Source organism: Streptomyces sp. NPDC104307 (assembly GCF_055584045.1).
This window is the reverse complement of record NZ_JBVJMU010000013.1, coordinates 20,489-42,390: the sequence shown is the minus strand read 5'-3', so window position 1 is coordinate 42,390 and position 21,902 is coordinate 20,489. Positions and strand designations below refer to the sequence as shown.

General features: G+C 69.8%; 16 protein-coding genes and 1 pseudogene. 8 read left to right on the top strand and 9 right to left on the bottom strand.

Annotated features, from left to right (window positions below; all coding sequences use genetic code 11):
• The first annotated feature begins 76 nt into the window (after positions 1 to 76).
• Positions 77 to 454 carry a nuclear transport factor 2 family protein gene (locus ACZ601_RS27480; protein ID WP_440576500.1) on the top strand — a complete coding sequence of 126 codons (378 nt, stop codon included), beginning with the start codon at positions 77 to 79 and terminating at the stop codon, positions 452 to 454.
• Between the two features lie 52 nt (positions 455 to 506).
• Here ACZ601_RS27480 and ACZ601_RS27475 read toward each other — a convergent pair.
• Positions 507 to 661: pseudogene (locus ACZ601_RS27475) on the bottom strand (IS630 family transposase); the annotation flags it as partial.
• A 72-nt stretch (positions 662 to 733) separates the two neighbouring features.
• Positions 734 to 1,183 carry a MerR family transcriptional regulator gene (locus ACZ601_RS27470; RefSeq protein ID WP_469542783.1) on the bottom strand — a complete coding sequence of 150 codons (450 nt, stop codon included), beginning with the start codon at positions 1,181 to 1,183 and terminating at the stop codon, positions 734 to 736.
• A 76-nt stretch (positions 1,184 to 1,259) separates the two neighbouring features.
• Here ACZ601_RS27470 and ACZ601_RS27465 point away from each other — a divergent pair, with 76 nt between their 5' ends.
• On the top strand, positions 1,260 to 2,564 hold the full coding sequence (locus tag ACZ601_RS27465) for an MFS transporter (protein WP_469542780.1): 1,305 nt from the start codon (positions 1,260 to 1,262) through the stop codon (positions 2,562 to 2,564).
• A gap of 387 nt (positions 2,565 to 2,951) precedes the next feature.
• Positions 2,952 to 3,950, top strand: coding sequence for an aldo/keto reductase (locus ACZ601_RS27460; protein WP_469542777.1), 999 nt, complete (start codon positions 2,952 to 2,954; stop codon positions 3,948 to 3,950).
• Positions 3,951 to 4,035: 85 nt separating this feature from the next.
• On the opposite strand, the gene ACZ601_RS27455 is transcribed toward ACZ601_RS27460, so the two are convergent.
• Positions 4,036 to 4,944 (bottom strand): aminoglycoside phosphotransferase family protein, encoded by a 909-nt coding sequence (locus tag ACZ601_RS27455; RefSeq protein WP_469542775.1) that lies wholly within the window; start codon positions 4,942 to 4,944, stop codon positions 4,036 to 4,038.
• A gap of 332 nt (positions 4,945 to 5,276) precedes the next feature.
• Here ACZ601_RS27455 and ACZ601_RS27450 point away from each other — a divergent pair, with 332 nt between their 5' ends.
• Both ACZ601_RS27450 and ACZ601_RS27445 read left to right on the top strand, forming a co-directional pair.
• The gene (locus ACZ601_RS27450) at positions 5,277 to 6,233 is read left to right on the top strand and encodes an RpnC/YadD family protein (RefSeq protein WP_469542773.1); all 957 of its coding nucleotides are present in this window, start codon (positions 5,277 to 5,279) and stop codon (positions 6,231 to 6,233) included.
• A gap of 374 nt (positions 6,234 to 6,607) precedes the next feature.
• Entirely contained in the window at positions 6,608 to 7,723 is a 1,116-nt protein-coding gene (locus ACZ601_RS27445; protein WP_469542770.1) for an ADP-ribosylglycohydrolase family protein, read from the top strand.
• Positions 7,724 to 7,836: 113 nt separating this feature from the next.
• Here ACZ601_RS27445 and ACZ601_RS27440 read toward each other — a convergent pair whose 3' ends face one another.
• The gene (locus ACZ601_RS27440) at positions 7,837 to 9,435 is read right to left on the bottom strand and encodes a sodium:solute symporter family protein (protein ID WP_469542768.1); all 1,599 of its coding nucleotides are present in this window, start codon (positions 9,433 to 9,435) and stop codon (positions 7,837 to 7,839) included.
• 355 nt (positions 9,436 to 9,790) lie between these two features.
• The gene (locus ACZ601_RS27435; RefSeq protein ID WP_469542765.1) at positions 9,791 to 10,573 is read right to left on the bottom strand and encodes an SDR family oxidoreductase; all 783 of its coding nucleotides are present in this window, start codon (positions 10,571 to 10,573) and stop codon (positions 9,791 to 9,793) included.
• Positions 10,574 to 10,652: 79 nt separating this feature from the next.
• Between ACZ601_RS27435 and ACZ601_RS27430 the strand changes: the two genes are divergently transcribed.
• Positions 10,653 to 11,534, top strand: a complete 882-nt coding sequence (locus tag ACZ601_RS27430; RefSeq protein WP_469542762.1) for a hypothetical protein — start codon at positions 10,653 to 10,655, stop codon at positions 11,532 to 11,534.
• A 123-nt stretch (positions 11,535 to 11,657) separates the two neighbouring features.
• Here ACZ601_RS27430 and ACZ601_RS27425 read toward each other — a convergent pair whose 3' ends face one another.
• The 3 genes from ACZ601_RS27425 to ACZ601_RS27415 all read right to left on the bottom strand — a co-directional run bounded on the left by ACZ601_RS27425 (position 11,658) and on the right by ACZ601_RS27415 (position 13,958).
• Complete coding sequence (locus tag ACZ601_RS27425) at positions 11,658 to 11,864, bottom strand: DUF397 domain-containing protein (protein ID WP_024491268.1); 207 nt, start codon at positions 11,862 to 11,864, stop codon at positions 11,658 to 11,660.
• A gap of 206 nt (positions 11,865 to 12,070) precedes the next feature.
• Positions 12,071 to 12,940, bottom strand: a complete 870-nt coding sequence (locus tag ACZ601_RS27420) for a helix-turn-helix domain-containing protein (protein WP_390089213.1) — start codon at positions 12,938 to 12,940, stop codon at positions 12,071 to 12,073.
• A gap of 295 nt (positions 12,941 to 13,235) precedes the next feature.
• A complete protein-coding gene (locus ACZ601_RS27415) occupies positions 13,236 to 13,958 on the bottom strand; it encodes a GOLPH3/VPS74 family protein (protein WP_024491270.1) in 723 nt (240 codons plus the stop codon).
• A 194-nt stretch (positions 13,959 to 14,152) separates the two neighbouring features.
• Between ACZ601_RS27415 and ACZ601_RS27410 the strand changes: the two genes are divergently transcribed.
• Positions 14,153 to 16,708 (top strand): D-alanyl-D-alanine carboxypeptidase family protein, encoded by a 2,556-nt coding sequence (locus ACZ601_RS27410; protein WP_469542756.1) that lies wholly within the window; start codon positions 14,153 to 14,155, stop codon positions 16,706 to 16,708.
• A gap of 265 nt (positions 16,709 to 16,973) precedes the next feature.
• On the top strand, positions 16,974 to 18,782 hold the full coding sequence (locus ACZ601_RS27405) for an MFS transporter (RefSeq protein ID WP_469542754.1): 1,809 nt from the start codon (positions 16,974 to 16,976) through the stop codon (positions 18,780 to 18,782).
• Between the two features lie 170 nt (positions 18,783 to 18,952).
• On the opposite strand, the gene ACZ601_RS27400 is transcribed toward ACZ601_RS27405, so the two are convergent.
• Positions 18,953 to 21,607 (bottom strand): N-acetylmuramoyl-L-alanine amidase, encoded by a 2,655-nt coding sequence (locus tag ACZ601_RS27400; RefSeq protein ID WP_469542751.1) that lies wholly within the window; start codon positions 21,605 to 21,607, stop codon positions 18,953 to 18,955.
• Positions 21,608 to 21,902 lie beyond the last annotated feature (295 nt).

Below are 21,902 nucleotides of genomic sequence, written 5' to 3'. Positions count from 1 at the left end.
CCGGGATGGTTCACCGTGGTCGGGAGACGGCTCACGGGACGAGTGCGGTCCGCAAGGCGACTGGTATTACTGATGCATGCAGGAAGAGACGGCGCAATCCGCGATCGACACGTTCATCTCCGCGTTCAACGCCTCGGACGACAGCTATGTGACTGCGCTGCTCTCCCAGGCCCTGACCTCGGACGTGGTCTTCTGGGGACCGTTGGGCCGCAGTGAGGGGATCGAGGCGGTCGAGCGGTTCGTGCTGGACATCCGGCGCCACCCCGCGGGGACCGGCACGATGGTGCGCTGTTCGGCGGTGGACATGCCGGACGAGTGGGCCCGGTACCAGTGGGTCTTCACGACGCCGGATGGAGGCCCCCGCCTGGCGGGAACGGACGTCGTCCATCTGCGGCGGAGCCTCATCGACCAGATCATCGTCTTCGCGGGGAAGATCGAGCCGTCCGCCTCCTGAGTCATTCTCCTCCCGCGCCGTCCTGCTCCTGAACCGGCCCCGTTCGGGGCCGGCGCAGGTAGACGTGCAGGGTCTGTGACTGCACGGTGTGGTTGGGGTAGTGGGAGTTGACGATGGTGAACTGCTGTTGTGGACGGACAGGTTGTCCAGGATCACGTAGACGGGTGCGCCGTCGGGTCGGGCGGCGCGGATCGCCTTCAGAGCACTAGTCGAACGACGGGGCAGCCGGCCAGCCGGTCAACCGGCCGGCATCGGCCTCTCGCCCGAGGCATCGGCCTCTCACGCGGACGGCGGCCAGAAGTCCGTGGTGTGCGGGGTCCCGTCGAGCGTGGCGTCGACCCGGCCCCGGATGTAGTCGCCGGTCATCGGGCAGTCCAGTGCCCTGTCGGTACGGCAGCCGAGCATGTGGTCGAGCACCGCGACCGCGCCCCGCATCTTCTGGATCTTCTCCAGCATCGCGTCCCGCTGGGCCGCGATCAGCTCCAGCCGGTCACCGACCCGATCGCTGCCGACGATCGCGCTCGTCTCCGTGAGCGTGAGCATGCCGTCCTCGTGCCAGAGCTGCGCGTAGGCGAGCCCGGCCAGGTCCTCGCGGCTGTACTGGCGCACCCTGCCCCGGCGTTCACTGTGCCGGATCAGCCCTCTGTCCTCGTAGAACCGCAGGGTCGCGACCGTGAGGCCGAACGCCTCCGCGACCTCAGTGATCGAGTACAGCCTCTCCTCGGACATTTCGCACACCTCCGGTTGCGCTCAAGTTTACTTGAGCGTGAACCCTGGTGGGATCGCCCGCCACCGGAAGGTTCCCGTGTCCGCTCCCACCCCGGCAGTCCGCCCCGCCGATCCGCCCGCACCGCGTACCGCAGGTGCGCCCTCCCGCACGACGCTCTCGGCTGCGGTGCTCGTCACCGGATTCGTGCTGCTCAGCCTCAACACCCGGGTGGCGTTCGGCCAGCTCGGCCCGCTCGCGCCGGTCGCGGGTTTCTCCACCGGGGCCGTGACGCTGCTCGGCCTGATACCGCCGCTCTGCATGGGCCTCTTCGCCCCGCTCGCCTCGGTGGTACGACGCCGGTTCGGCGAGGAGCGCGGACTGTTCGGGGCCAGCGTGCTGCTGCTCGCCGGGGCGGTCGTGCGCATGCTGGGCCTGCCCGGTCTGTTCGCCGGCACCGTGCTCGTCAGCATCGCGACGGCCGTCGTGAACGTGCTGGTTCCGGTGTTCGTGCGCAGCCGGTTCGAGCACCGCAGGGTCGGCGTGATGATGGGCGTCTACGCGCTGTCGATGGGCGCCGGGTCTGCGCTCGTCGCGGCGTTGACGGTGCCGGTGTGGCAGGCGGGCGGGCACTCCTGGCAGCTCGCCATCGGCCTCGCGGTGATCCCTGCGGCCCTGGCGGCGGCCGGAATCGCGCCGCAGCTGGGTCACGCGCGCGTCCGACGGCCGGCGGAACCCCGTACGGGGACGGGGACAGGGACGGATACGAGTACGGGTGCGGATACGGGTGCGGGCGGCGGGAAGAGTGCGCGGGTCGCGGTGGTCGTGCCGGTCGCGGTGGATGCCGGTGGGCGCGGGCTCGTGTGGAGCCTGACGGCGTTCTTCGGGTTCCAGACGTTGCTCTTCTACACCACGCTGGCCTGGCTGCCCGCGATCCTGGTGGACGCGGGCGTCGCCAGGACGGTCGCGGGCGGCATGCAGTCCCTGTTCATCCTCGGCGTCGCCCTCGGAGGCTTCCTGCTGCCGGTCCTGGCCGCCGCCCGTACGGACCAGCGCCCGCACCTCGTCGCGGTCGTCCTGGTCTGCGCGCTCGGCTACGCCGGTCTGCTGGCCGCGCCGGGAGCCGCCCCCGCGCTCTGGGCGATCGTCCTCGGAGCCGGGCTGGGCGGCGGCCAGGCGGTGGCCGGTGTCCTCTACGTGAAGCGCGGACGGGACCACGAACACGTGGCGTCCCTCTCGGCGGTGGCGCAGACCGGGGGCTACCTCCTCGCCGCCACCGGACCGGTCGCCGCATCCGTGCTGCACACCGCGACCGGGGCGTGGACCGTGCCACTGCTGGCCCTGACGGGCGCCCTCGCGCTGAGCCTGCTGGCGAGCCTGCGCGCGGGGCACGACAAGCGGTGATCGACCGGCACGGGCCGGCGGGCGAACTTCGACGTACCGCCGCAGAACGCCCGGCACCGCTTCGTGCTCCCTGTGCACGGCCGCGCCGGCGTCGGCAAGGCCTCGCTCGTACGGCAGCGGGAGGGGGGCAGGCGGCCGAGGTGCGCGAGGCGCTGGTGGCGTGGGTCGGTCAGACGGCCGACGGACAATCGTTTCGGACAGTGCCTCCCTGCTCATGCGTGCTCTCCTGCTCATGCGTGCCACCCATGATAATTCCCTTTGACAAATGGGGAGTTGAATCCGTACGTTCGGCCCGGATCGAATGTCCGGATTCCAGGATGCGTAGAAGGAAGACGGATCCGAGGGCCGGGAAGACAACCACGGGAACCTGAGAGAAGGGCCCTGGATTTGAACTCGTCACTGATTCCGCGGCGTCGGCCGGGAAGCGTCGGCCTTGAAGTCTCCGCGTTGGGGCTCGGCTGCATGGGAATGAGCCAGACTTATGGAGCTCCGGACGACAAGGAGTCGATCGCGACGATCCATCGGGCACTCGAACGAGGCTGCTTCTTCTTCGACACCGCGGAGTCGTACGGCCCTTTCGTCAATGAAGAGCTTCTGGGCCGCGCGCTCCGTGGCCGCCGGGACGATGCGGTCATCGCGACGAAGTTCGGTTGGGAATACGAGGGAACACGACGCGGAGAGCTGAACAGCAAGCCCGAGCACATTCGCAAAGTGGTCGACGAATGCCTCGGGCGGCTGGAAACCGACCGGATTGACGTCCTCTATCAGCACCGCGTGGACCTGGAAGTCCCGATCGAGGAGGTAGCCGGCACGGTCGGCGGGCTCATCCAAGAGGGAAAGGTGCTCCACTTCGGCCTGTCGGAGGCCGGTGCGGGAACGATCGCCCGCGCCCACGAGGTCTGTCCCGTGGCCCTGCTCCAGACGGAGTACTCGCTCTGGGAGCGCCACATCGAGCAGGAGATTCTGCCGGCGGTCAGGGAGCGGGGAATCGGGCTCGTGGCCTACTCGCCTCTGGGGCGGGGGTTCCTGACCGGCACGGCGCTGCCGGCGGAGGAATATCCGGAGTCGGACTACCGCCGCTACGACCCCCGGTTCCAGGGGGACAACTTCACCGCCAACTCGGCGGCGGCATCGGTGGTGCGCGAAGTGGCCACGAAGCACGGGGCGACGCCCGCCCAGATCGCCCTCGCGTGGCTGCTCCACCGGGGCGAAGACATCGTGCCTATTCCCGGGACCAAGCGCAGGGTCACCCTGGAGGAGAACCTCGCGGCCGTGGACGTGGCGCTCGACGCCGAGGACCACCAGCGGCTGGACGAGGCGCTGCCTCCGGAAGCGGTGGCGGGAACCCGCTACCCAGAAGCTGTCATGCATATGAACGGCCGCTGACAGTCGTTGAACGAAAGGAACTTCACCGACGGGCTGCCGGGGCTTCCGGGGCTGCCGGGGCCGGCACGGGCTGCCTTGGAGAGCCTCAGCCGAACCGCTCGTGATCCTCCAGCACCGCGTCGATCACCCGGAGTTCCTGCGCGGCGCCCACGGGGTCCGTACCGGCGTACCCCGTCAGGTTCAGCAGCGACTTCCACAGCGACCACCCCCGGGCCCGCGCCCAGGTACCGGCGTCCTGGCCGACGGCCCGCCGGAACGCCTCCCGGCTCTCGCCGGAGAACAGCCCCCACGCGATCACCAGGTCGCAGGCGGGGTCACCGACCCCCGACGTACCGAAGTCGATGACGGCCGTCAGCTCGCCGCCCTCCACGAGCAGGTTGCCGGAGGCGATGTCGCCGTGGAACCAGACAGGTTCCCCCTGCCAGGGCGCGGCGAGCGCCGCCTCCCAGACGGTGCGGGCCCTGTCGGTGTCCACCTGGCCCTCCAGCGCGGTCAGGCAGCGCCGGGTCTCCGCGTCGTAGTGGGCGGGCGAGGCACCTCGGTACCAGCTGTGCTCCCCGGCGGCCGGTCCGTCGGTCGCGTCGCACCGCTGGAGGGCGAGGAGGAAGTCCGCCACGGAGCGCGCGAACCGGGGGACGTCGTCGATACGGTCGAGGGCAGCCGTCTCACCGCGTAGCCAGCGGCGGACCGACCACGGATACGGATAGCCCTCGCCCGGAGCGCCCAGGGCCAGCACCGGGGGAACGGCGACCGGCAGCGAAGGGGCGAGACGCGGCAGCCAGTGGTGCTCCTTCTCCACAGCGGGGACGTAACCGGCCGCAGTGGGCAGCCGCACGGTCATCGCATCGCCCAGGCGGTACGTCCGGTTGTCCCAGCCGTCCACCGCCACCGGGGTCACCGGAAGACCGCTCCAATGCGGGAACTGGGCGTCGATCAGGCGTATTACGAGCGCGGCGTCGATTCCGGCGCGGCCATCGGGGTGGGGGGAAGCCATCCGGCGATCATCGCGCCGGTGTCCGGGCCGCGCAACGAGATATCGGCGGCACGCCGGAGCCGCCTTCGTGAGGGCCACCGAACGTTCCGCACGGGCCCGGTGCAGGGGCGCGGCCGAAGATCATGAGTCACTTCCGGGAGCGCGGCCGGCTCAGGTGCGTAGTAGGCGACGGCTTTCAACTCCCCTGGTGCGAAAGTCACTCACATGGGTGAAGTAGTACTTCTGACGGATTTGAGCAACATCTTCGGACATATGCTGCTGGCAAGAACTTCCCCGCGTTCTGGGGCACTTCGGCACCGCGTCACACATCACCGCACCCGCAGGAGTTCCGCATGGTCAGTTCGCCTCATGAGGCGATGCACCGCATCTTCCAGGAGCACCCGGGCCTGTTCTCCCGCGTCTCGGAGGTGCTGGGGATCACGATCTCCCCACCCGTCTCGGTCACCGTGATGCCCACCGACCTGACCGAGAACCGCCCCGTCGAACGGCGCGTGGACACGCTGCTGCGTCTGGACACGGAGGACGACGAGCCGATTCTCCTGGCCATCGAGGCCCAGGGGAGGAAGGACACCGACAAGCCGGCGAGCTGGGCCTACTACCTGTCCTACCTGTTCACGAAATACCGGCTCCCGCCGCTGCTGCTGGTCGTCTGCCAGGACCGTGCGACCGCGGAATGGGCCTCCTGCCCGGTCCCCATCGGACCCCGCCAGTGGCCCGCGCTCACCCTGCGTCCGCTCGTCGCGGGCCCCCACAACATGCCGGTGATCACCAGTGTCGCCGAGGCCCGCAAGGACCTGGCGCTCACCACGCTGGCGGCCATCACACATGCCGCCGATCCGGACATCGGTGCCATACTGAAAACGCTGTGCACCGCTCTCCGGGACGTACCGGAAACCATCGCTGATCCCCTTGTGGAACTCACCGCACAAGGCCTGGGCAACCGCCCGGCCGCACAACAGTGGAGGAACCTGGTGGCCGTGGACCTCTCTTTCTACAAGTCCTTCATGGCAGAGGAAATCCGTGACGAGGGCCGGACAGAAGGCCGGACGGAAGGCCGAACAGAGGGACGGACAGAAGGCCGGACGGAGGGCATCGCTCAGGGCATCCTTCTCTTCCTCGCGCGGGCGGGCATCGACGTACCGGACGAGGTGCGCGAGCGGATCACCACCTGCGGTGATCCGGACACCCTGAACCGCTGGCTTCTGCGTGCCCCCACCGCGGAGTCGGCCGAGGACGTCTTCGCCGGGGAGTCCGGGGAGTCCGGGGAGTCCGCGGAGTCCGGCGAGTAGGCGGCTCCCGGCCCGGCGCCGGCCCCGCCGACACGACGGCCCCGCAGCGAGCACGCTGCGGGGCCGTCGTGCGGGTTGCTCTCAGCGATTGGACGCGAACGGGACGAACGATGAACGCGGTGGATTCCGGCAGGGGAGTGGGCGGTGCGGACCGCGCTCGCCCGGTGTGTGGAGTCGCTCGGGGACGTCCTGCGGATCGCGCACAGCCGGGGGCTGCGGACGCAAGGTCAATCCCCGGAGAATGCCGCGCAAAACTGAACCGAACCAGCACTTCGTACATACGGTTCCGCCCCAGGAACCGGGTGGTCGTTCGATTACAGTGCTGCGAGTTACCGCGCAGTCGCACAGGGGCGAACCGACAGGGGAGGGGCACGGTGAGCACAGGAACCACGGCTGTCTGGGGCCGTGCCGAACAGCAGGACTTCCGCAGCCGGGTACGTGGCGCGCTGCTCGGCGGCGCCATCGGGGACGCGCTCGGCGCGGCCGTCAGCGGGCTCTCGCTGGAGGAGATCCGCGAGGCCCACGGCGCCGACGCCGTCACCGATCTCGTCCCCGCGCACGGCGGACGCGGCCTCGTCACCGCCGCCACCCAGCTCAACCTGTTCACCGTGGACGGGCTGATCCGCGCCCAGGTCCGCCGCGACATCGGCGCCTGGCACCCGCCCACCGATCTGCACCAGGCGTACCTGCGATGGGCCGCCACCCAGCACGACTGGGGGCCCGACGAACGCCGCAAGGACAACGGCTGGCTGGCCGGTCAGGAATGGCTCTACGCGCGCCGCGCCCCCACCCGGGAATGCCTCAACGGCCTTGGTGACACCGTCATGGGCACCCTCGACCGGCCCAAGAATCCCGCCGCCCACGATGCGGCGGCGCTCACCCGCTCCGCCCCGTTCGGGCTGCTGGTCGGCTGGGAGCCGCAGCTCGTCCTCCAACTCGCCGTCGAGTGTGCCGCCCAGACCCACGGCCACCCCACCGCCCTGCTCTCCGCAGGCGCGCTCGCCGTGATGGTGCACGGGCTGGCGCGCGGCGAGACGCTGGACGGTTCCGTGCAGCACGCCCTCGCCCTGCTCGCGGAGCGGCCGGGCCACGAACCCGTCACCGAGGCGCTCCAGCAGGCCCTCGGCACCGTACGGCAGGGCATACCGGGGCCCGCGCTCATCGAGTCCCTGGGTGCCACGGACTCCGCGGAGGAGGTGCTCGCCGTGGCCGTGTACTGCGCGCTGGTGGGCGAGGACGTCCGGCACGGTCTGCGGCTGGCCGTGAACCACGGCGGGCCGTCGGCCGCGACCGGGGCCCTGTGCGGGGCGCTGCTCGGCGCGCTGCACGGGGAGACCGCGCTGCCGCCGGCCTGGCTCGCCGAACTGGAGGGCCGGGCGACGCTGCTCGAAATCGCGGACGACTTCGCCATGGAGATGACCCAGGGCCCCGCCCTGCACAGCCCGGCCGCCGCCGCGGCGGGCTGGCTGGCGCGCTACCCGCGCGGCTGACTGCCGAAGGGGGCGAGCAGAGCGCGAAGAGGGGTGCGGGGTGGGTTACGGGAAGCCTCCGCGTCCCGTAACCCACCCCGCACCCGTCCGTACAACCGGGACAACCGGGTGGGTCAGTCCTTCGCGTCCTTCCCGCCCCGCACGTTCTCCGTCTCGTCGGGGAGCGTCACGTCCCCCGGGCCGGCCTGCGCCGGTACGGTCGCGCCGACGCCCGGACCGTCGCCGTCCGTGTTGATCCGCTCGATGACCGCGTCGCGCTCCGGGGTGTCCTCCGGCTTGATGAAGCCGATGGCGATGAAGAGCACCAGCGAGATCGCCAGCGGCAGCGCCACCTGGTACTGCAACGCCACGTTCGTCTTCGTCGAACCGTCGAAGTTGTAGTTGGTGAAGTAGAACGCCAGCAGACCGGCCGCCCAGCTGACGAGCGCCGCCGTCGGTCCCGACTTACGGAACCGGCGCAGCAGACCCAGCATGAACGGGATCGCGATCGGACCCATCAGACCGGCGACCCACTTGATGACGACGGAGATGATGTCCTTGAACGTCGGCGAGTTGATCTGGGTCGCCAGCGCCATCGACAGACCCAGGAAGCCGAGCGTGGAGAGGCGCGCGGCCAGCAGCCCGGCGCGGGCGCTCCAGTTGCGGGCGGCCTTGGAGAAGACCGGGGCGATGTCACGCGTGAAGACGGCCGCGATGGCGTTGGCGTCCGAGGAGCACATGGCCATCGTGTGCGAGAAGAAGCCGACGACGACCAGGCCCAGCAGACCGTGCGGCAGCAGCTGCTCGGTCATCAGCGCGTAGCTGTCCGAGGCGTCCGGCTTCTCCGCGTGGACCAGCAGCGGGGCGCACCACATCGGGAAGAACAGGACCGTCGGCCAGACCAGCCACAGGATGGCGGACAGCCGGGCCGAACGGGTCGCGGAGGCGGCGGAGTCCGTGGCCATGTAGCGCTGGGCCTGGTTCCACATGCCGCCGTTGTACTCGAAGGTCTTGATGAAGAGGTACGCCAGCAGGAAGGTCACGGTGTACGGGCCGGCCGTCGGGTCCGTGTGGCCCTCGGGGAGCTTGTCCCAGACCGTCCACAGCGTGCTGAACCCGTCCAGCTTGCTCATCGCGGTGACGAGCATCGCGACACCGGCGAACAGCTGGATGACGAACTGCCCCAGCTCGGTGAGCGCGTCGGCCCACAGGCCGCCGACCGTGCAGTAGACGGCCGTGATGATGCCGGTGATGAAGATGCCCTGGGTCAGCGTGATGCCGGTGAAGACGGAGAGCAGGGTGGCGATGGCCGCCCACTTGGCGCCGACGTCCACGATCTTCAGCAGCAGACCGGACCAGGCGAGCGCCTGCTGGGTCTGAATGTTGTAGCGGTTCTTGAGGTATTCGAGCGGCGAGGCGACGTGCAGCCGTGAGCGCAGCCGGTTGAGCCGGGGCGCGAAGAGCTTGGCGCCGATCCCGATGCCGATGGCGATCGGCAGCGACCACGTCACGAAGGACGTGACGCCGTACTGGTACGCGATTCCGGCGTAGCCGGTGAACATCACGGCGCTGTAGCCGGACATGTGGTGCGAGATGCCGGACAGCCACCACGGCATCTTGCCGCCGGCCGTGAAGAAGTCGCTGACGTTGTCGACACGCTTGTGGGACCAGAGTCCGATCGCGATCATCACGCCGAAGTAGCCGATGAGCACGACCCAGTCGAGACTGTTCATGTGCCCCCTCCTGGGGTCCGCCTTGTGAACGGGTACGCACTTCGTCAGCACGGCCGCTCAGCGGGGCCCCCGTGCGGGAGCGGGGACTTCGGGGATTGAACCGCCTGTGCGGTGCCCCGGTCAAGGTCTCTTACGGTCAGAGATGTGAACGCAGATCAGTAAGCCGAACGATTTTACGGGTTCTTGACTCGCGGGGGCGTTGTCGCGAACGTGACGGCGGCCACACCATGAGCAGGCACTTCGTCAGGCTGTGCAGAGAACGAGGACACGTCCAGGAACGCCGAAGAACGCAGAGAGACCGCACGGGATGCGGGTCCCGTGCGGCCGAGAAGGAGGGGAACTCTGTACGAGAGTCTCAGCGCATCAGCTCACCGGCGTTGACCAGCAGGGACTGCCCGGTGATCGCCCGCGCCCGGTCGGAGGCCAGGAACACCGCGGCCTCCGCCACATCGCCGTCCGTGGCCAGCTCCGGAAGAGCCATGCGCTCGGAGAGCCTTCCCAGCACCTCGGCCTCGGACACCCCCTCGGTGTGGGCGGTGAACTGTACGTAGGCCTGCACCGGCGGCCCCCACATCCAGCCCGGCAGCACCGTGTTCACCCGGATCCGGTGCGGCCCGAACTCCCGGGCCATGGAGTACATCGCGGAGGTCAGCGCGCCCTTGGAGGCCGCGTACGCCGCCTGCCGCACCTGGGACGGCGCGGCCACCGCGGACTGCGTGCCGATGACGACGACCGAGCCGCCGCGCTCCTTCAGGGCGGGCAGGCAGGCGCGCGTCATCCGCAGGGTGCCGAGCAGATTGACGTCGATGACCGACTTCCAGGTGTCCAGGTCCGCGTCCTCGATGCCGCCGAAGTAGCTGTCCCAGGCGGCGACATGGACGACCGCGTCGATCCGCCCGAACCGCTCGACGGCCAGCGCCGCGAGCGCCTCGCACTGTGCCTCTTCGGTGATGTCGGTGGGCAGGTGCGCGGTGTGGAGCCCCTCGGGATCGATCTCGGCGGCCGACTTGGCGAGATTGGCGGCGGTGCGCGCCCCGAGCACGGCGTTGCCCCCGTCCCGTACGACCGTGGCCGCGATCTGATGGCCGAGCCCGGCGCCCACCCCGGAAACGATGACGGTCTTCCCCGCGAGCAACATCGGCGCCTCCCGGCCCTGGCAGTTCTTCTGACGGGGCGTCAGAGTAGGTGGCTCCGGCGGAGTACGGAAGGGGAACGGCATGAGCGAGGAAACACGGGACGAGGCGGCGGGCGGGGCGCCGCGGGACAGCGGGACCCGGAGCGACACCTACGCCGAACTGGCCGCGCTGGGACCGTACGGGGTCCGCCCCGGCCACGCGCTGATCACCATGGTGGAACCGCACCCGGGCCACGAGTACGCGTACAACCGCTGGTACGAGGACGACCACTACTACGCGGGCGCGATGGCGATGCCCTGGATGGCGGCCGGGCGGCGCTGGGTGGCCACCCGGGAACTCCAGGAGCTGCGGTACCCGGAGAAGTCCGCGATCGCGACACCGGTCGGCGCCGGCTGCTACCTGTCCACGTACTGGGTGACGGAGGGGCGCTACGACGACCACATGAAGTGGACCGTCGGGATCAACAAGCGGCTGAACCGGGACGGCCGGGTCTACCAGGACCGCACCCATGTCTTCACGGCGTTCCAGGACCACGAGGCGACGGTCTACCGGGACGGGGCTGCGGGCCCCCGCGACTTCCACGCCCTCGACCACCCCTACCGCGGACTGGTCCTGGAGGTGATCGACGCCGAAGGTCCCGAGCGGCGGGCCGAGTTGCTGGAGTGGCTGCGCTCACGGCATCTGCCGAAGCGGCTGAGCGGGTCACCCGCGGCGATGGTGACGGTGTTCCGGCCGACGCCGTTGCCGGGCGACCGGATGACGTACGTGAAGCAGGTCGAGGGCGTCGACACCCGGCTGACCCTGCTCTGGTTCCTCCAGGAGGAGCCGCGGCAGTGCTGGGACGAACACTTCATGGGGCTCGACGCGGCGGTCGCGGAATCGGGCCTGGGGCGGGTGGAGTTGGTGGCCCCGTTCATCCCGACCGTGCCGGGCACGGACCGCTACGTCGATCAGCTGCGCTGACGTCCATCGGCAGCGCTTCCCACGGCCTCGCGGTGAGCCCCCTCGGCCAGGACGGCGAACCGGGCGAGAGGGCTACCCGCAGCACCGGGGTCGGTGCGGCGACACAGCGTGGGAACTCATCGGTCAGGCGTCGAGCGCGCCCTTGGCGACATCGCGCACGAACGCGTTCCAGGCACCGGGGACGAAACCGATCGAAGGGCCCTCGGGAACCTTCGAGTCACGTACGGCAATAGCGCGCACGAGAGGGGACCTGACTTCGACGCAGGCGCCGTTGCCCCCGGAATACGACGACTTCGTCCACTTATCCGTAGCACCCTGACGAATGGCCATGTTCACTCCGGTTCAGAGAGTTGTGTGAGTGGCGCCAACGATGTCCAGTTGGCGTGATCGACGCTACTCGCCAAATTCCTTGTGTGAAGTGGCCATTCACTCGACCGGATGGTATATGCCGTGCGGGTCTTCCATTGCGAGGTGGCGGCGGTGTACCGTGCCGCCGCCCCACTCGTCACATCACTTCATTTCTCTCGTTCCGGAGTTCAGGACGGGTCCAGCCGGGTGTAGCTCTTCGCGATCTCGTCGATGAAGATCCGGGTCTGCTCCACATTCAGGGCCTGCGCCCGCAGGTGCTCGTACATGACGCTGTACAGCTGGACGTCATTCGCCTTCTCCAGATAGAGATCGCTGGTGACTCCCTCGATGTAGACGACGCTGGAATCCGCGGCGTCCGGGAATTCCAGGATGGCGTACTGCCCGTTGATCCCGGGGTGGGCGCCCATGTCGAACGGCAGCACCTGGACGGTCACGTGCGGCAGGTGCGACAGCTCTACCAGGTGTTCCAGCTGCTCGATCATCACCTGCTTGTCTCCGACCAGCCGGCGCAGCGCGGACTCGTCGATCACCGCCCACAGTCGCAGCGGGTGCTCGGGAGAGCTGATCCGGTCCTGGCGGCGCAGGCGGACACTCACGCGCTTGTCGATATCGCTCTGCGGCGCCTCCGGCAACGCGCCCCTGATCAGCGCCTCGGCGTACTGCCGGGTCTGCAGCAGGCCCGGGATCACCTGGGGTTCGTACACCCGCAGCGATTCGGCATCGGTCTCCAGACCGATGTAGACGCTGTACGGGATGTCCCCGAAGGCATGCCACCAGCCCTGCTGGCGGGAGTCCTTGGCCATCTGCATGAGTGAGTCGACGACCCGGACGTCCTCGACCTCGTACACGCCGCAGAGGTCGCGGACATCGCGCTGGCTGATGGAACGGCGGCCGTTCTCCAGGCGGCTGATCTTCGACTGCGAGACCAGCAGTCGCTCTGCCACCTCTTCTGCGGTCATGCCCTTGATCTCGCGCAGGCGGCGCAATTCCTGACCCAACCGGCGTCGTCTGACGGTGGGATTGACGTTGGACGGCACGGAAACGGCACCTCCGGCTATGTAGCTGTGCGTACCTACTGCTTAGCAGATTGCCACCCTTGGCCCCGGCCGCGCTGGAAAACGCACACACGCAGCGGCGCGGGGCAGCCGGTGGTACCGGCTGCCCCGCGCTTGGTGCGGCTCCCGGACCGGGTCTTTTGGGGACGTCGGTGCGGCGGTATTCGGTTGTCGCGGTGATGCGGTGATGCGGTGATGCATTGTGTTGCGTTGATGCCGTGTGTTGCGGTGCTGCGGTGTGCTGCCGTGCGGGTGCTGCGCCGGCGCTCGTGCCGCCCTAGTGGGCCGCGGTGTGCGCCATGCTGTCGCGACGTGACTGCGACTGTGCTTGCGGTTGCAACGGAACACCGGCCGCCTGGTTGCGGCGCGGCTGTGCGACCGCCCCGTTCTGGACGTCCATGACGGCGTGCGCCACGAGACCGCCCATCGGGTCGTGTCTGATCAGATCCCGGAGCCGGGAGCGCGAAGAGCGCCCCTCGTTCCCGGGGTACAGGTGCTTGCCGAGTCCGACCGCGTGGGCCAGTGCGGCGAGCGCCGCGGTCCGCGGGTCCGGCGGTACGCCGGTGCGGATCGCGCTGTCCAGCCGGGCCTTGATGTCCCGGCTGATTGCCGTGTCCGTCGCCTGGTAGCGAGTTGTCGGCAGCACTCCGCACATCTGGCCCGCCACGGCATGCACCATGCCGCACCGCTCCAGATGAGCGAGGTAAATCTGGCGAAGCCCCAGTCGGGGTCCGCCGATCCAGTGGACGGCCCGGACCGGGCTGCCGCGTCTGCGCAGCAGTTCCAGTGCGGAGTCCAGAGTCGGATCTCCTGTCGGCCGTGGCATCACCACGGCGATACGATCCCCGTCAGGGGCTATCCGTCCTGCCAGGGCCAGCTCTACTAGCTGGGCCCCGGCGAGGCCGAGGTCGAGCGACTGCGGCTGCGCTGTGGTACCCGTGGTCGGGTCCAGAGCGAGCAACAGAAGCTCCTCCGGAATTGTTCTGCGGCTCCTGCCCATCCATGCCTCCCCGCGTGGATGAGTGACAGGGTGACCCCTCTCACATCTGTCTGTCGAGGGTGCCTGGGTGCTTTGTACTGGAACCAGTAGGTATGTCGTTCTCGTCTAGCAGCCCAGCCAAGGGTTCACACGGGACACTGGTAGATGGTTCGGACAGCGCGGGGATGTCCCCGTGCCGCATGGAGGAGGCATCGGTGGCGGGCGAGTCCCCCGACAAGTCGGAGCAGCGGAAGTCGTCGGGAACGGCTCGGAGCGAGCACGATCCGCGGCTCTCGGTGTTCCGCGAACCCGCCGCACCGGCGGAGTCCGGCGGCAGGACGGACACGGCGACGGCCGTTTTCGGCACGCAGCGGTCAGAGTCACCGGCCGACGGCGAGTCCGCGGCCGAGTCTGCTGCCGAGTCCGGCGCGGTCGTGGCGGAGACCCCTGAAGGCCCTGGGAGCCCGGCAGAGGCCCCTGAGGCCGCTTCGCGCGCCCCGGAGGAGCCCGGGGAGCCTGAGGAGCCCGCAGGGCCCGCGGAGGGCGAGGAGCCGGCTGGGGCGGCCGACGCGGCGGAGGCCGATGCGGCGGATTCGGAGTCCGAGCCCGAGTCGGAACCCGAGCCCGAGCCCGAGGAGGGCGATGCGCGGCTGCGTGCGGCGGTTGCCGCCTGGGTGTCGACGGACGGCGAGGCGCGGGACGACGAGGCTGACGAGGGCCGGGCTGATGGCGGCCCGTCCGACGAGGAGCCTGTGGCGGAGGCCGAGGACCCCAGCTCAGAGTCCGACGAGGACGACGAGGACGACGAGGACGACGAGTCCGATGAGGACGGCGGGGACTCCGAGCGGGAGCCCGACGTGGAATCCGACGCGAAATCCGACGAGAAGCCCGAATCGGAGTCCGACAAGAGGCCTGAATCGGAGTCCGACAAGAAGTCCGAAACGGAGCCCGAAACAGGGCCCGACCTCGACGAAGACTCCGCCGCAGAGCCCAAGTCCGGCGCGAAGTCGGAGGAAAAGCTCGACGCGAAGCCCGAGGTAAAGCCCGGCGCGAAGTCCGAGGAAGAGCACGCCGGAAAGGCCGACGGAAAGCCCGACGAAGGGCCCGACGCGGAGCCCGGTATCGACCAGGCGACCGCCGTTTTCAAGGCGCCCAAGCTGCCCCGCGTCGACCAGCCGACGACCGCTCTGAAGATCAACCCGCCGTCAGCCGGGAAGCCGAAGTCCGGGTCCGGGTCCGGGCCGGACTCCGCCGGGAAGTCCGAGCCCGAGTCCCCCGCAGAGCGGACCAGCAAGTTCGTACCGCTGCGCGCCGACGACGTACGGCCGGCTCCCGCGCCGCGCGGCCCGGAGGCGCCCGCCCCGGAGTCAGGCCCTGAGGCCGGTCCGGACCGGCCGGGGACCACTCCCGCGTGGGGCGCCCGGCTGCCCGGTGACGCGTCACTCGGTGGCGCCGAGCGGACCAGGCAGCAGCCGATGCCGCCCAGGCCGCCGCTCGACCTGCTGGCCGAGCTGACGAACACCCCGCCGCCGCCGGAGACCCCGGTCCGCACGGCCGTGCGGAGGGTCAAGATCTGGACACCGCTGGTGCTCCTGCTGCTGATCGCGTTTGCAATCGTGCAGATGGTGCGTCCGCTGCCCGAGCCCGCGCTCGTGATGTCGGCGGAGTCCACGTACGCGTTCAAGGGCGACGAGCTCAAGCTCGAATGGCCCTCGCAGGGGCAGTCGGCGGTCAGCGTGGACGGTGTCGGTTCGCTCGGCTCCGCGGGAGCGCAGAAGCCGGCGCCGATCGCCAGCGTCGCCAAGATCATGACGGCGTACGTGATACTCCAGGGCCACCCCCTCGCCGGCAAGGAACAGGGCGAGAAGATCACTGTTGATCAGCAGGCGGAGGACGAGTCCAAGGCGGAGGACGAGTCCAAGGTGCCGATCAACAAGGGGCAGCAGTTCACGGAGCGGCAGATGCTGCAGCTCCTGATGATCCCCTCGGGCAACAACGTGGCCCGGCTCCTCGCCCGCTGGGATGCCTCCTCCGAGGACGCCTTCGTCACCAAGATGAACGACGCGGCCAAGAAGCTCGGCATGAGCCACAGCACGTACACGGACCCGAGCGGTTTGAAGAAGACGACCGTCTCCACCGCCGACGACCAGCTCAAGCTGGCGGCCGCCGTGATGAAGAGCGAGGTGTTCCAGGGGATCGTCGACACACCGCAGATCAAGATCGACGGCATCGACACGACGATCTACAACAACAACACCATCCTGCTGGAGCCGGGTGTGAGCGGCATCAAGACCGGTTCCTCCACCCCGGCCGGCGGCAACCTGATCTGGTCGGCCAACACCGTCGTCGACGGCAAGAAGCTGTGGATCTACGGCGCCGTCATGGGGCAGCAGGCGGGAACCGGCCAGCCGTACGACAGCCTGGTGATGTCGATCTCCAACAGCCTCAAGCTGATCAAGGGCGCGCAGGAGGCCGTGACCTCGGCCAAGGCGGTCCACAAGGGCGATGTCGTCGGATATGTGGACGATGGGTTCGGCGGTCACACCCCGCTGGTCGCGACCGCGGACCTCAAGGCGATGGGCTGGCAGGGGCTCAAGGTGGAGCTCTCCGTGACGGGCAACGGCAAGGAGATCTCGCGCACCATGAAGGCGGGCACGAAGGTCGGCGTGGTGACGGTGGGAACGGGCAGCGGCCGGGTGAGCGCACCCGTCGCCCTCCAGCAGGATCTGACGGAACCGGGCTTCGGCCAGAAGCTGACCCGAGTCAGCTGACCCCCGTCAGCTGATCCGCGTCAGCTGACTCGGCGGGCGGGGCGGCCGAAAGGCCGAGGCCCTGAAGGCGCGGCCCCCTGTGTTCACGTGACGCGGTTCATGTGGGCGCAGGGGGTCCGGAACCTTTCCGGCCGACGTCAGAGGCTGCGTGCTAGCGTCCCAGGGGCAACGCGTGTATCCCGGAACGCGTTTTCCGGCACTGACGCCCGCGCTGCAAGCAGGCCGGCGGTTCCACCGCGTCCGGGGGAGGACGGGGAGAGTCGCAGTGACCACTGCTGAGCCGACACGGGCGAAGAGCAGCGAAGGCCGGTGGCGGGGTCCGGGCGGGGAAACCGTGCCGGAGGGCGCCGGCCGGTTCGACGGTTTCAAGCGGTGGTGCGTACGCCATCCGGTCCTCCTGACGACCGCGGTGGCCGCGGTGGCGCACATCCTCTGGTTCTTCTTCTTCGCGAACAGCGGCGGCGACATCGCGGCCCAGGACGCCTGGGCCGAGTTCGTCGGCCGGCACCCCGGTACCGCGTACAACCTGGCCTGGTACGGGGGGATGCACCCCGTCTCGTACAGCGTCGTGTCGCCGTACCTGATGTCGGTGCTCGGCGTCCGCACGACGATGATGATCGTCGGTACGGTCTCGGCGGGGCTGACCGCGCTGATCCTGGTCAGGGTGCGGGCCGTCCGCAATCCGATCGCGTGCTCGATGGCCGGTGTCTTCGCGTACCTGTGCAACGCGATGTCGGGCCGGGTGACGTTCGGCCTCGGCATGATGTTCGCGGTCGGTGCGGTGGCGGCGGTCTTCTGCTGGCCGTACCGATGGCGGTACAAGCGGTGGGCGAAGGCGGCTGTCGCCGCGCCGCTGGCCGGGCTCGCGACCGCCGGCAGCCCGGTGGCCGGGCTCTTCCTCGGTGTGGTCGCGGCGGCCCTGTTCCTGAACAAGCGGCGCCCCGGTGCGTACGCGCTGGGGCTGGCGCCGGTCGTGGTGGTGGCGCTCTCCGCGTGGCTGTTCCCGTTCTCCGGCACGCAGCCGATGTCGATCGCGACGCTGTCGCTGCCGTTCGTCTTCGCGGCCCTGGTCTTCTTCCTGGTGCCCCGCGACTGGAAGACGGTACGGACGGCGGCCGCGGTCTACGGCATCGGAACGCTGCTGACGTACGTCGTGGACTCGCAGATCGGCTCGAACGTGTCGCGGATGGCGATGCTGTTCGCCGGGGTGGTGCTGCTGGCCGCGCTGCCGTACGCGCAGCCCCGCTCCCGGCGGTGGTACGCGCTGGTCCTCGTGTTCGCCGGGCTGAACTTCTGGATCGGGTTCAAGGGCGTGGACGACATAGTCCGCACCGCCCCCGACGCGTCCTGGGCGCGGTCGCTGGCTCCGCTGGTCAACCAGCTCCAGACGGTCGGCGCCGAACGGGGCCGGGTCGAGGTGGTCCCGCCGAACAGCCACCGGGAGGCGTCCGCGCTGGCCCCGGTGGTGAACCTGGCCCGCGGCTGGAACCGGCAGGCCGACATGGAGCGCAACCCGCTCTTCTACGACGACACCCTGAACTCCGTGAACTACCGGCAGTGGCTCGACCGCTGGGCCGTGCACTACGTGGTGCTGCCGCAGGGCGAGCCCGACTCCAGCGGCGCGGTGCGGGAGACGGAACTGGTGAGCAAGGGGCTGCCGTACCTGAAACCGATCTGGTCCAACTCCAACTGGCGGCTCTACTCGGTGGACAGCCCGGTGCCGCTGGCCGATCCGCCGGCGACGGTGGACGAGGCCGGTGCGGGGGAGCTGACCATCCATGTGAAGAAGGCGGGCCGGGTGCTGATCCGCATCCCGTACTCGCGCTGGCTCGCCGTGCTCGACGAGGAGGGCCGCAGTGTGGAGCGGCCCCAGGAGACGGAGGAGTCCAGGCGCCGCGAGGACAAGGAGATCCCGAGGGACTTCGTCAACGCGAACGGCTGCCTGATCAAGCTGGACGAGGACCAGTACGGCGACGAGTGGACGGAACTGCTGGCACCGCGCGCCGGCGTGTACCGGCTGGGCGCGCCCTACCAGTTGTCGCCGGGGACCCCGTGCCCGGAAGAGCTGCGCTGACGGCAGCGGCGGTACGCGGTACGCGGTAGGCGGTACGTGGAGGGGCCGGTGCCCGGCGGTTGTCCGCCGGGCACCGGCCCCTCCGTCACGTCAGCCGTCCGTGTTCTCAGGGCCTCAGCGTGACGGCTCCGGTATCCGTGACAGCTCCGGCATCCGTGACGGCCTCGGCGTCACGGCGCCAGCGTCTGGCCGACGTGGGCCGCCGCCGGGGTGCCGAGGTTGGAGCGGCCGTAGTAGACGGTGCTCTTGGCGGAGATGCCCGCGCTGCCGCTGTCCAGCTGGAGGAAGACGCCGTCGCCGGCGTTCTCGCCGTCCGCGCCGATCGCCAGGTCCGCGCGGCCGTAGCCGGACAGGTCCTGGAGGAGGACGGAGGACCCCATGCGGTCACCGGACTCCGTGTCACCGGAGACGTCGGCCGTGTCCTGGCTGTAGGTGACCGAGCCGGTACCGGAGATGCCGGTGGAGGTGCCCTTGAAGAGGATCACCGCGCCGGCGTCCACCCGGCTCACACCGGCCCGGGTGATGTCCTCGTTCGGGGACCCGGCCATGACGTCCGCGTACCCGTCGAGGTCGTAGTCACCGACCGCGACGGAGGCGCCGAGGTCGTCGCCCGTCTCGCCGCCGCCCGGCACATCGGGGGAATCCTGTCCGAGAGTGATCGCGCCGGTCGCGGTGAGGCCGGTCGTCGTGCCCTTGAGCAGGGTGACCGTGCCGCCCTTGACGGTCGTACCGGACTCGGTCGTGCCCGGCTGGCCGACGACCAGGTCGTCGATGCCGTCGCCGGTGACGTCGCCGGCGGCCAGGGAACGGCCGCCCTTCGCGGAGAGGATCCCGACGCGCTGCAGCCCGCCGGACGAGCCCTTCAGCCACAGGATGCGGGAAATGCCGCTCGGGTCACGGAAGTTGACGGCGGCGTCCGCGTAACCGTCCCGGTTGAAGTCGCCCGTGGCGACGGCCGCGTAGGAGACGTCCGCGGTGTAGGCGGTGGTGTTCAGGTACCCGGACGTGGCCGCGCCGGTGCCGGAGTCGTACGACCACCAGCGGCCGGGCTTGCCGGGCGCGACGGAGAGGATGTCCGACTTGCCGTCCGCGTTGAAGTCACCGGCGGCGACGGAGGTGCCGAGCTTCTCACCGGCGTCGCGGGTCGCGGTCGCGGTTCCGTACGACGTGCCGGTGTTGAGCGCGGGGCCGTACAGCACGGAGATCAGGCCCGAGTCGGGGTGGCCGCTGGTGTCGTCCTCGCCGGGCGAGCCGATCACCAGGTCGCCGTATCCGTCACCGTTGACATCGCCGTACGCGTTGGACGCGCCGAACTGGTCACCGGACTCGCTGCTGCCGGGGACGCCGGGGCTGTTCTGGTCGATGATCCTCCCCGCGGAGGCGACCGGGCCGTCGTCGCCGCCCGGGACGACCGTGAGCGAACCGGCGCCGCTGCCCGTCTGCGGAGTGCCCGCGACCAGGTCGGTCACGCCGTCACCGTCGAAGTCCGAGCGGGTGAGGGCGTGCGAGACGCCGGGCGAGGCGGCGAGGGTACGGATCAGCGGCAGCTTGCCGTACAGGGCGTCGCCGGGGCACAGCGTGGAGTTGGTGTCGCGATGGCCGAAGACCCGGGGCAGCGTGATCGAGTCGCCCTGCGGGACCTTGTTGCCGTCCTGGCCGAGCGGTGAACCGGACACCAGGGTCACGTTGGAGCTCGGGCTGATGCCGTACATGCCGAACTTCCAGGCGACGACCCGGGAAATGGCCTCCAGACCGGCCCGGGTCGGCTTCATCGTCATCGTGTTGCCGATGTACGAGATGCCGAGCGTGTTGGTGTTGAAGCCGACGTCGTGGGCGCCGGTCACCGGGAGGTCCATGCCGCCGCTGCGGCCCTCGAAGATCTGGCCGCAGCGGTCGACGACGAAGTTGTAGCCGATGTCGTAGTAACCGCGGGCGAAGTGCTCCTGCTGGATGGTCCGCAGCCGGGCCTTCGACTGGCTGCACGGGACGCCGTTGTCCTGGTCGACGCCGGTGTGATGGATGACGGCGGCCTTGATCTCCTGACCGTATTCGGGGGTGCCGTCGTAGTCCGTGGAGGCGCCCCACTGGGCCTGGGTGATGACCGGCGGCTTGACGACGGTCGAGGGCAGGGGAGCCGGAGCGGCCGGCGACGGGGAGGCCGTCGGGATCGGTGGGTCGGTGGGTGAGTCCGTCGGGGTCGCGGGGGCGGTGGGCGAAGAGGTGGTGCCCGCGGGTGCGGGTGCGGGTGCGTCGGTGCCTGCGTCCGACGGGGCCGGCGTGACGTCTCGCGCGGACGCGACGGGCTTCGGGGCGCCGGCCGGGTCGGTGCCGGGATCGAGGAGTTTCACGTCCATACCGGACGGGAGCGCGGAGGCGGAGCCGTCGGCGGCGACCACCCGCACCTCGACGCCGTCCGAGGGTCCGGTCCACACCGCGGAGGTGCCGCCGCGGGTCGCCGCGTCCTGGGCCTCCTTGCCGTCTGCGGAGAAGGGGTCGTCCGGCAGCGCCTGCCAGCCCGACCACTTACCGGTCCCGGCCGCCTTCGACCGTATCTGGGCCGTCCCCTTGAGCTTGGCGCCCGGGTCCGACCAGGTCAGCAGGGCGGCGCTGTACTCCTTGGTGTCCTGCTTCGGCAGCCCCTTGCGCCCGGCCCCCTGGCCGGCGAGCTCGACGGTACGCACGGCCGCGTCCCGCACCTTGTGGTCAACCGCCGTTCCGCTCCCGGCCGGACCGGCGGTCGCGTAGGCCGCCGAGCCCGCTCCGCTCAGGACGACGATGCCGACGGTCAGGAGCGCCCGTCTCCTCAGGCTCAGCGGTCTGTCCATGTGCTTCTTGCGCGTGTTCAATTCCCCACCCCATTGGTTACGTTTGTGGTCACGAGTGCCGCAAGTGTTCTTGTGAGTCTTAGAGTTCAGCGTCCGCGAGGCGCGGATCGTCACACCAAGAGGCGTCACACCAAGAACAAGAGGCGTCAAACCAAAGGCAGTTCCGGCCCGGCTGTTGGGCGTGGTGGCCCGTCACGGGAAGGCGGTCGCGGTTCATCACCCGGCCCGGCTGCCATGGGACGGATCGTACGACCGCCCTCTGACAGCCATCGGCCGGTCGGGCCGGGTCCTGGCC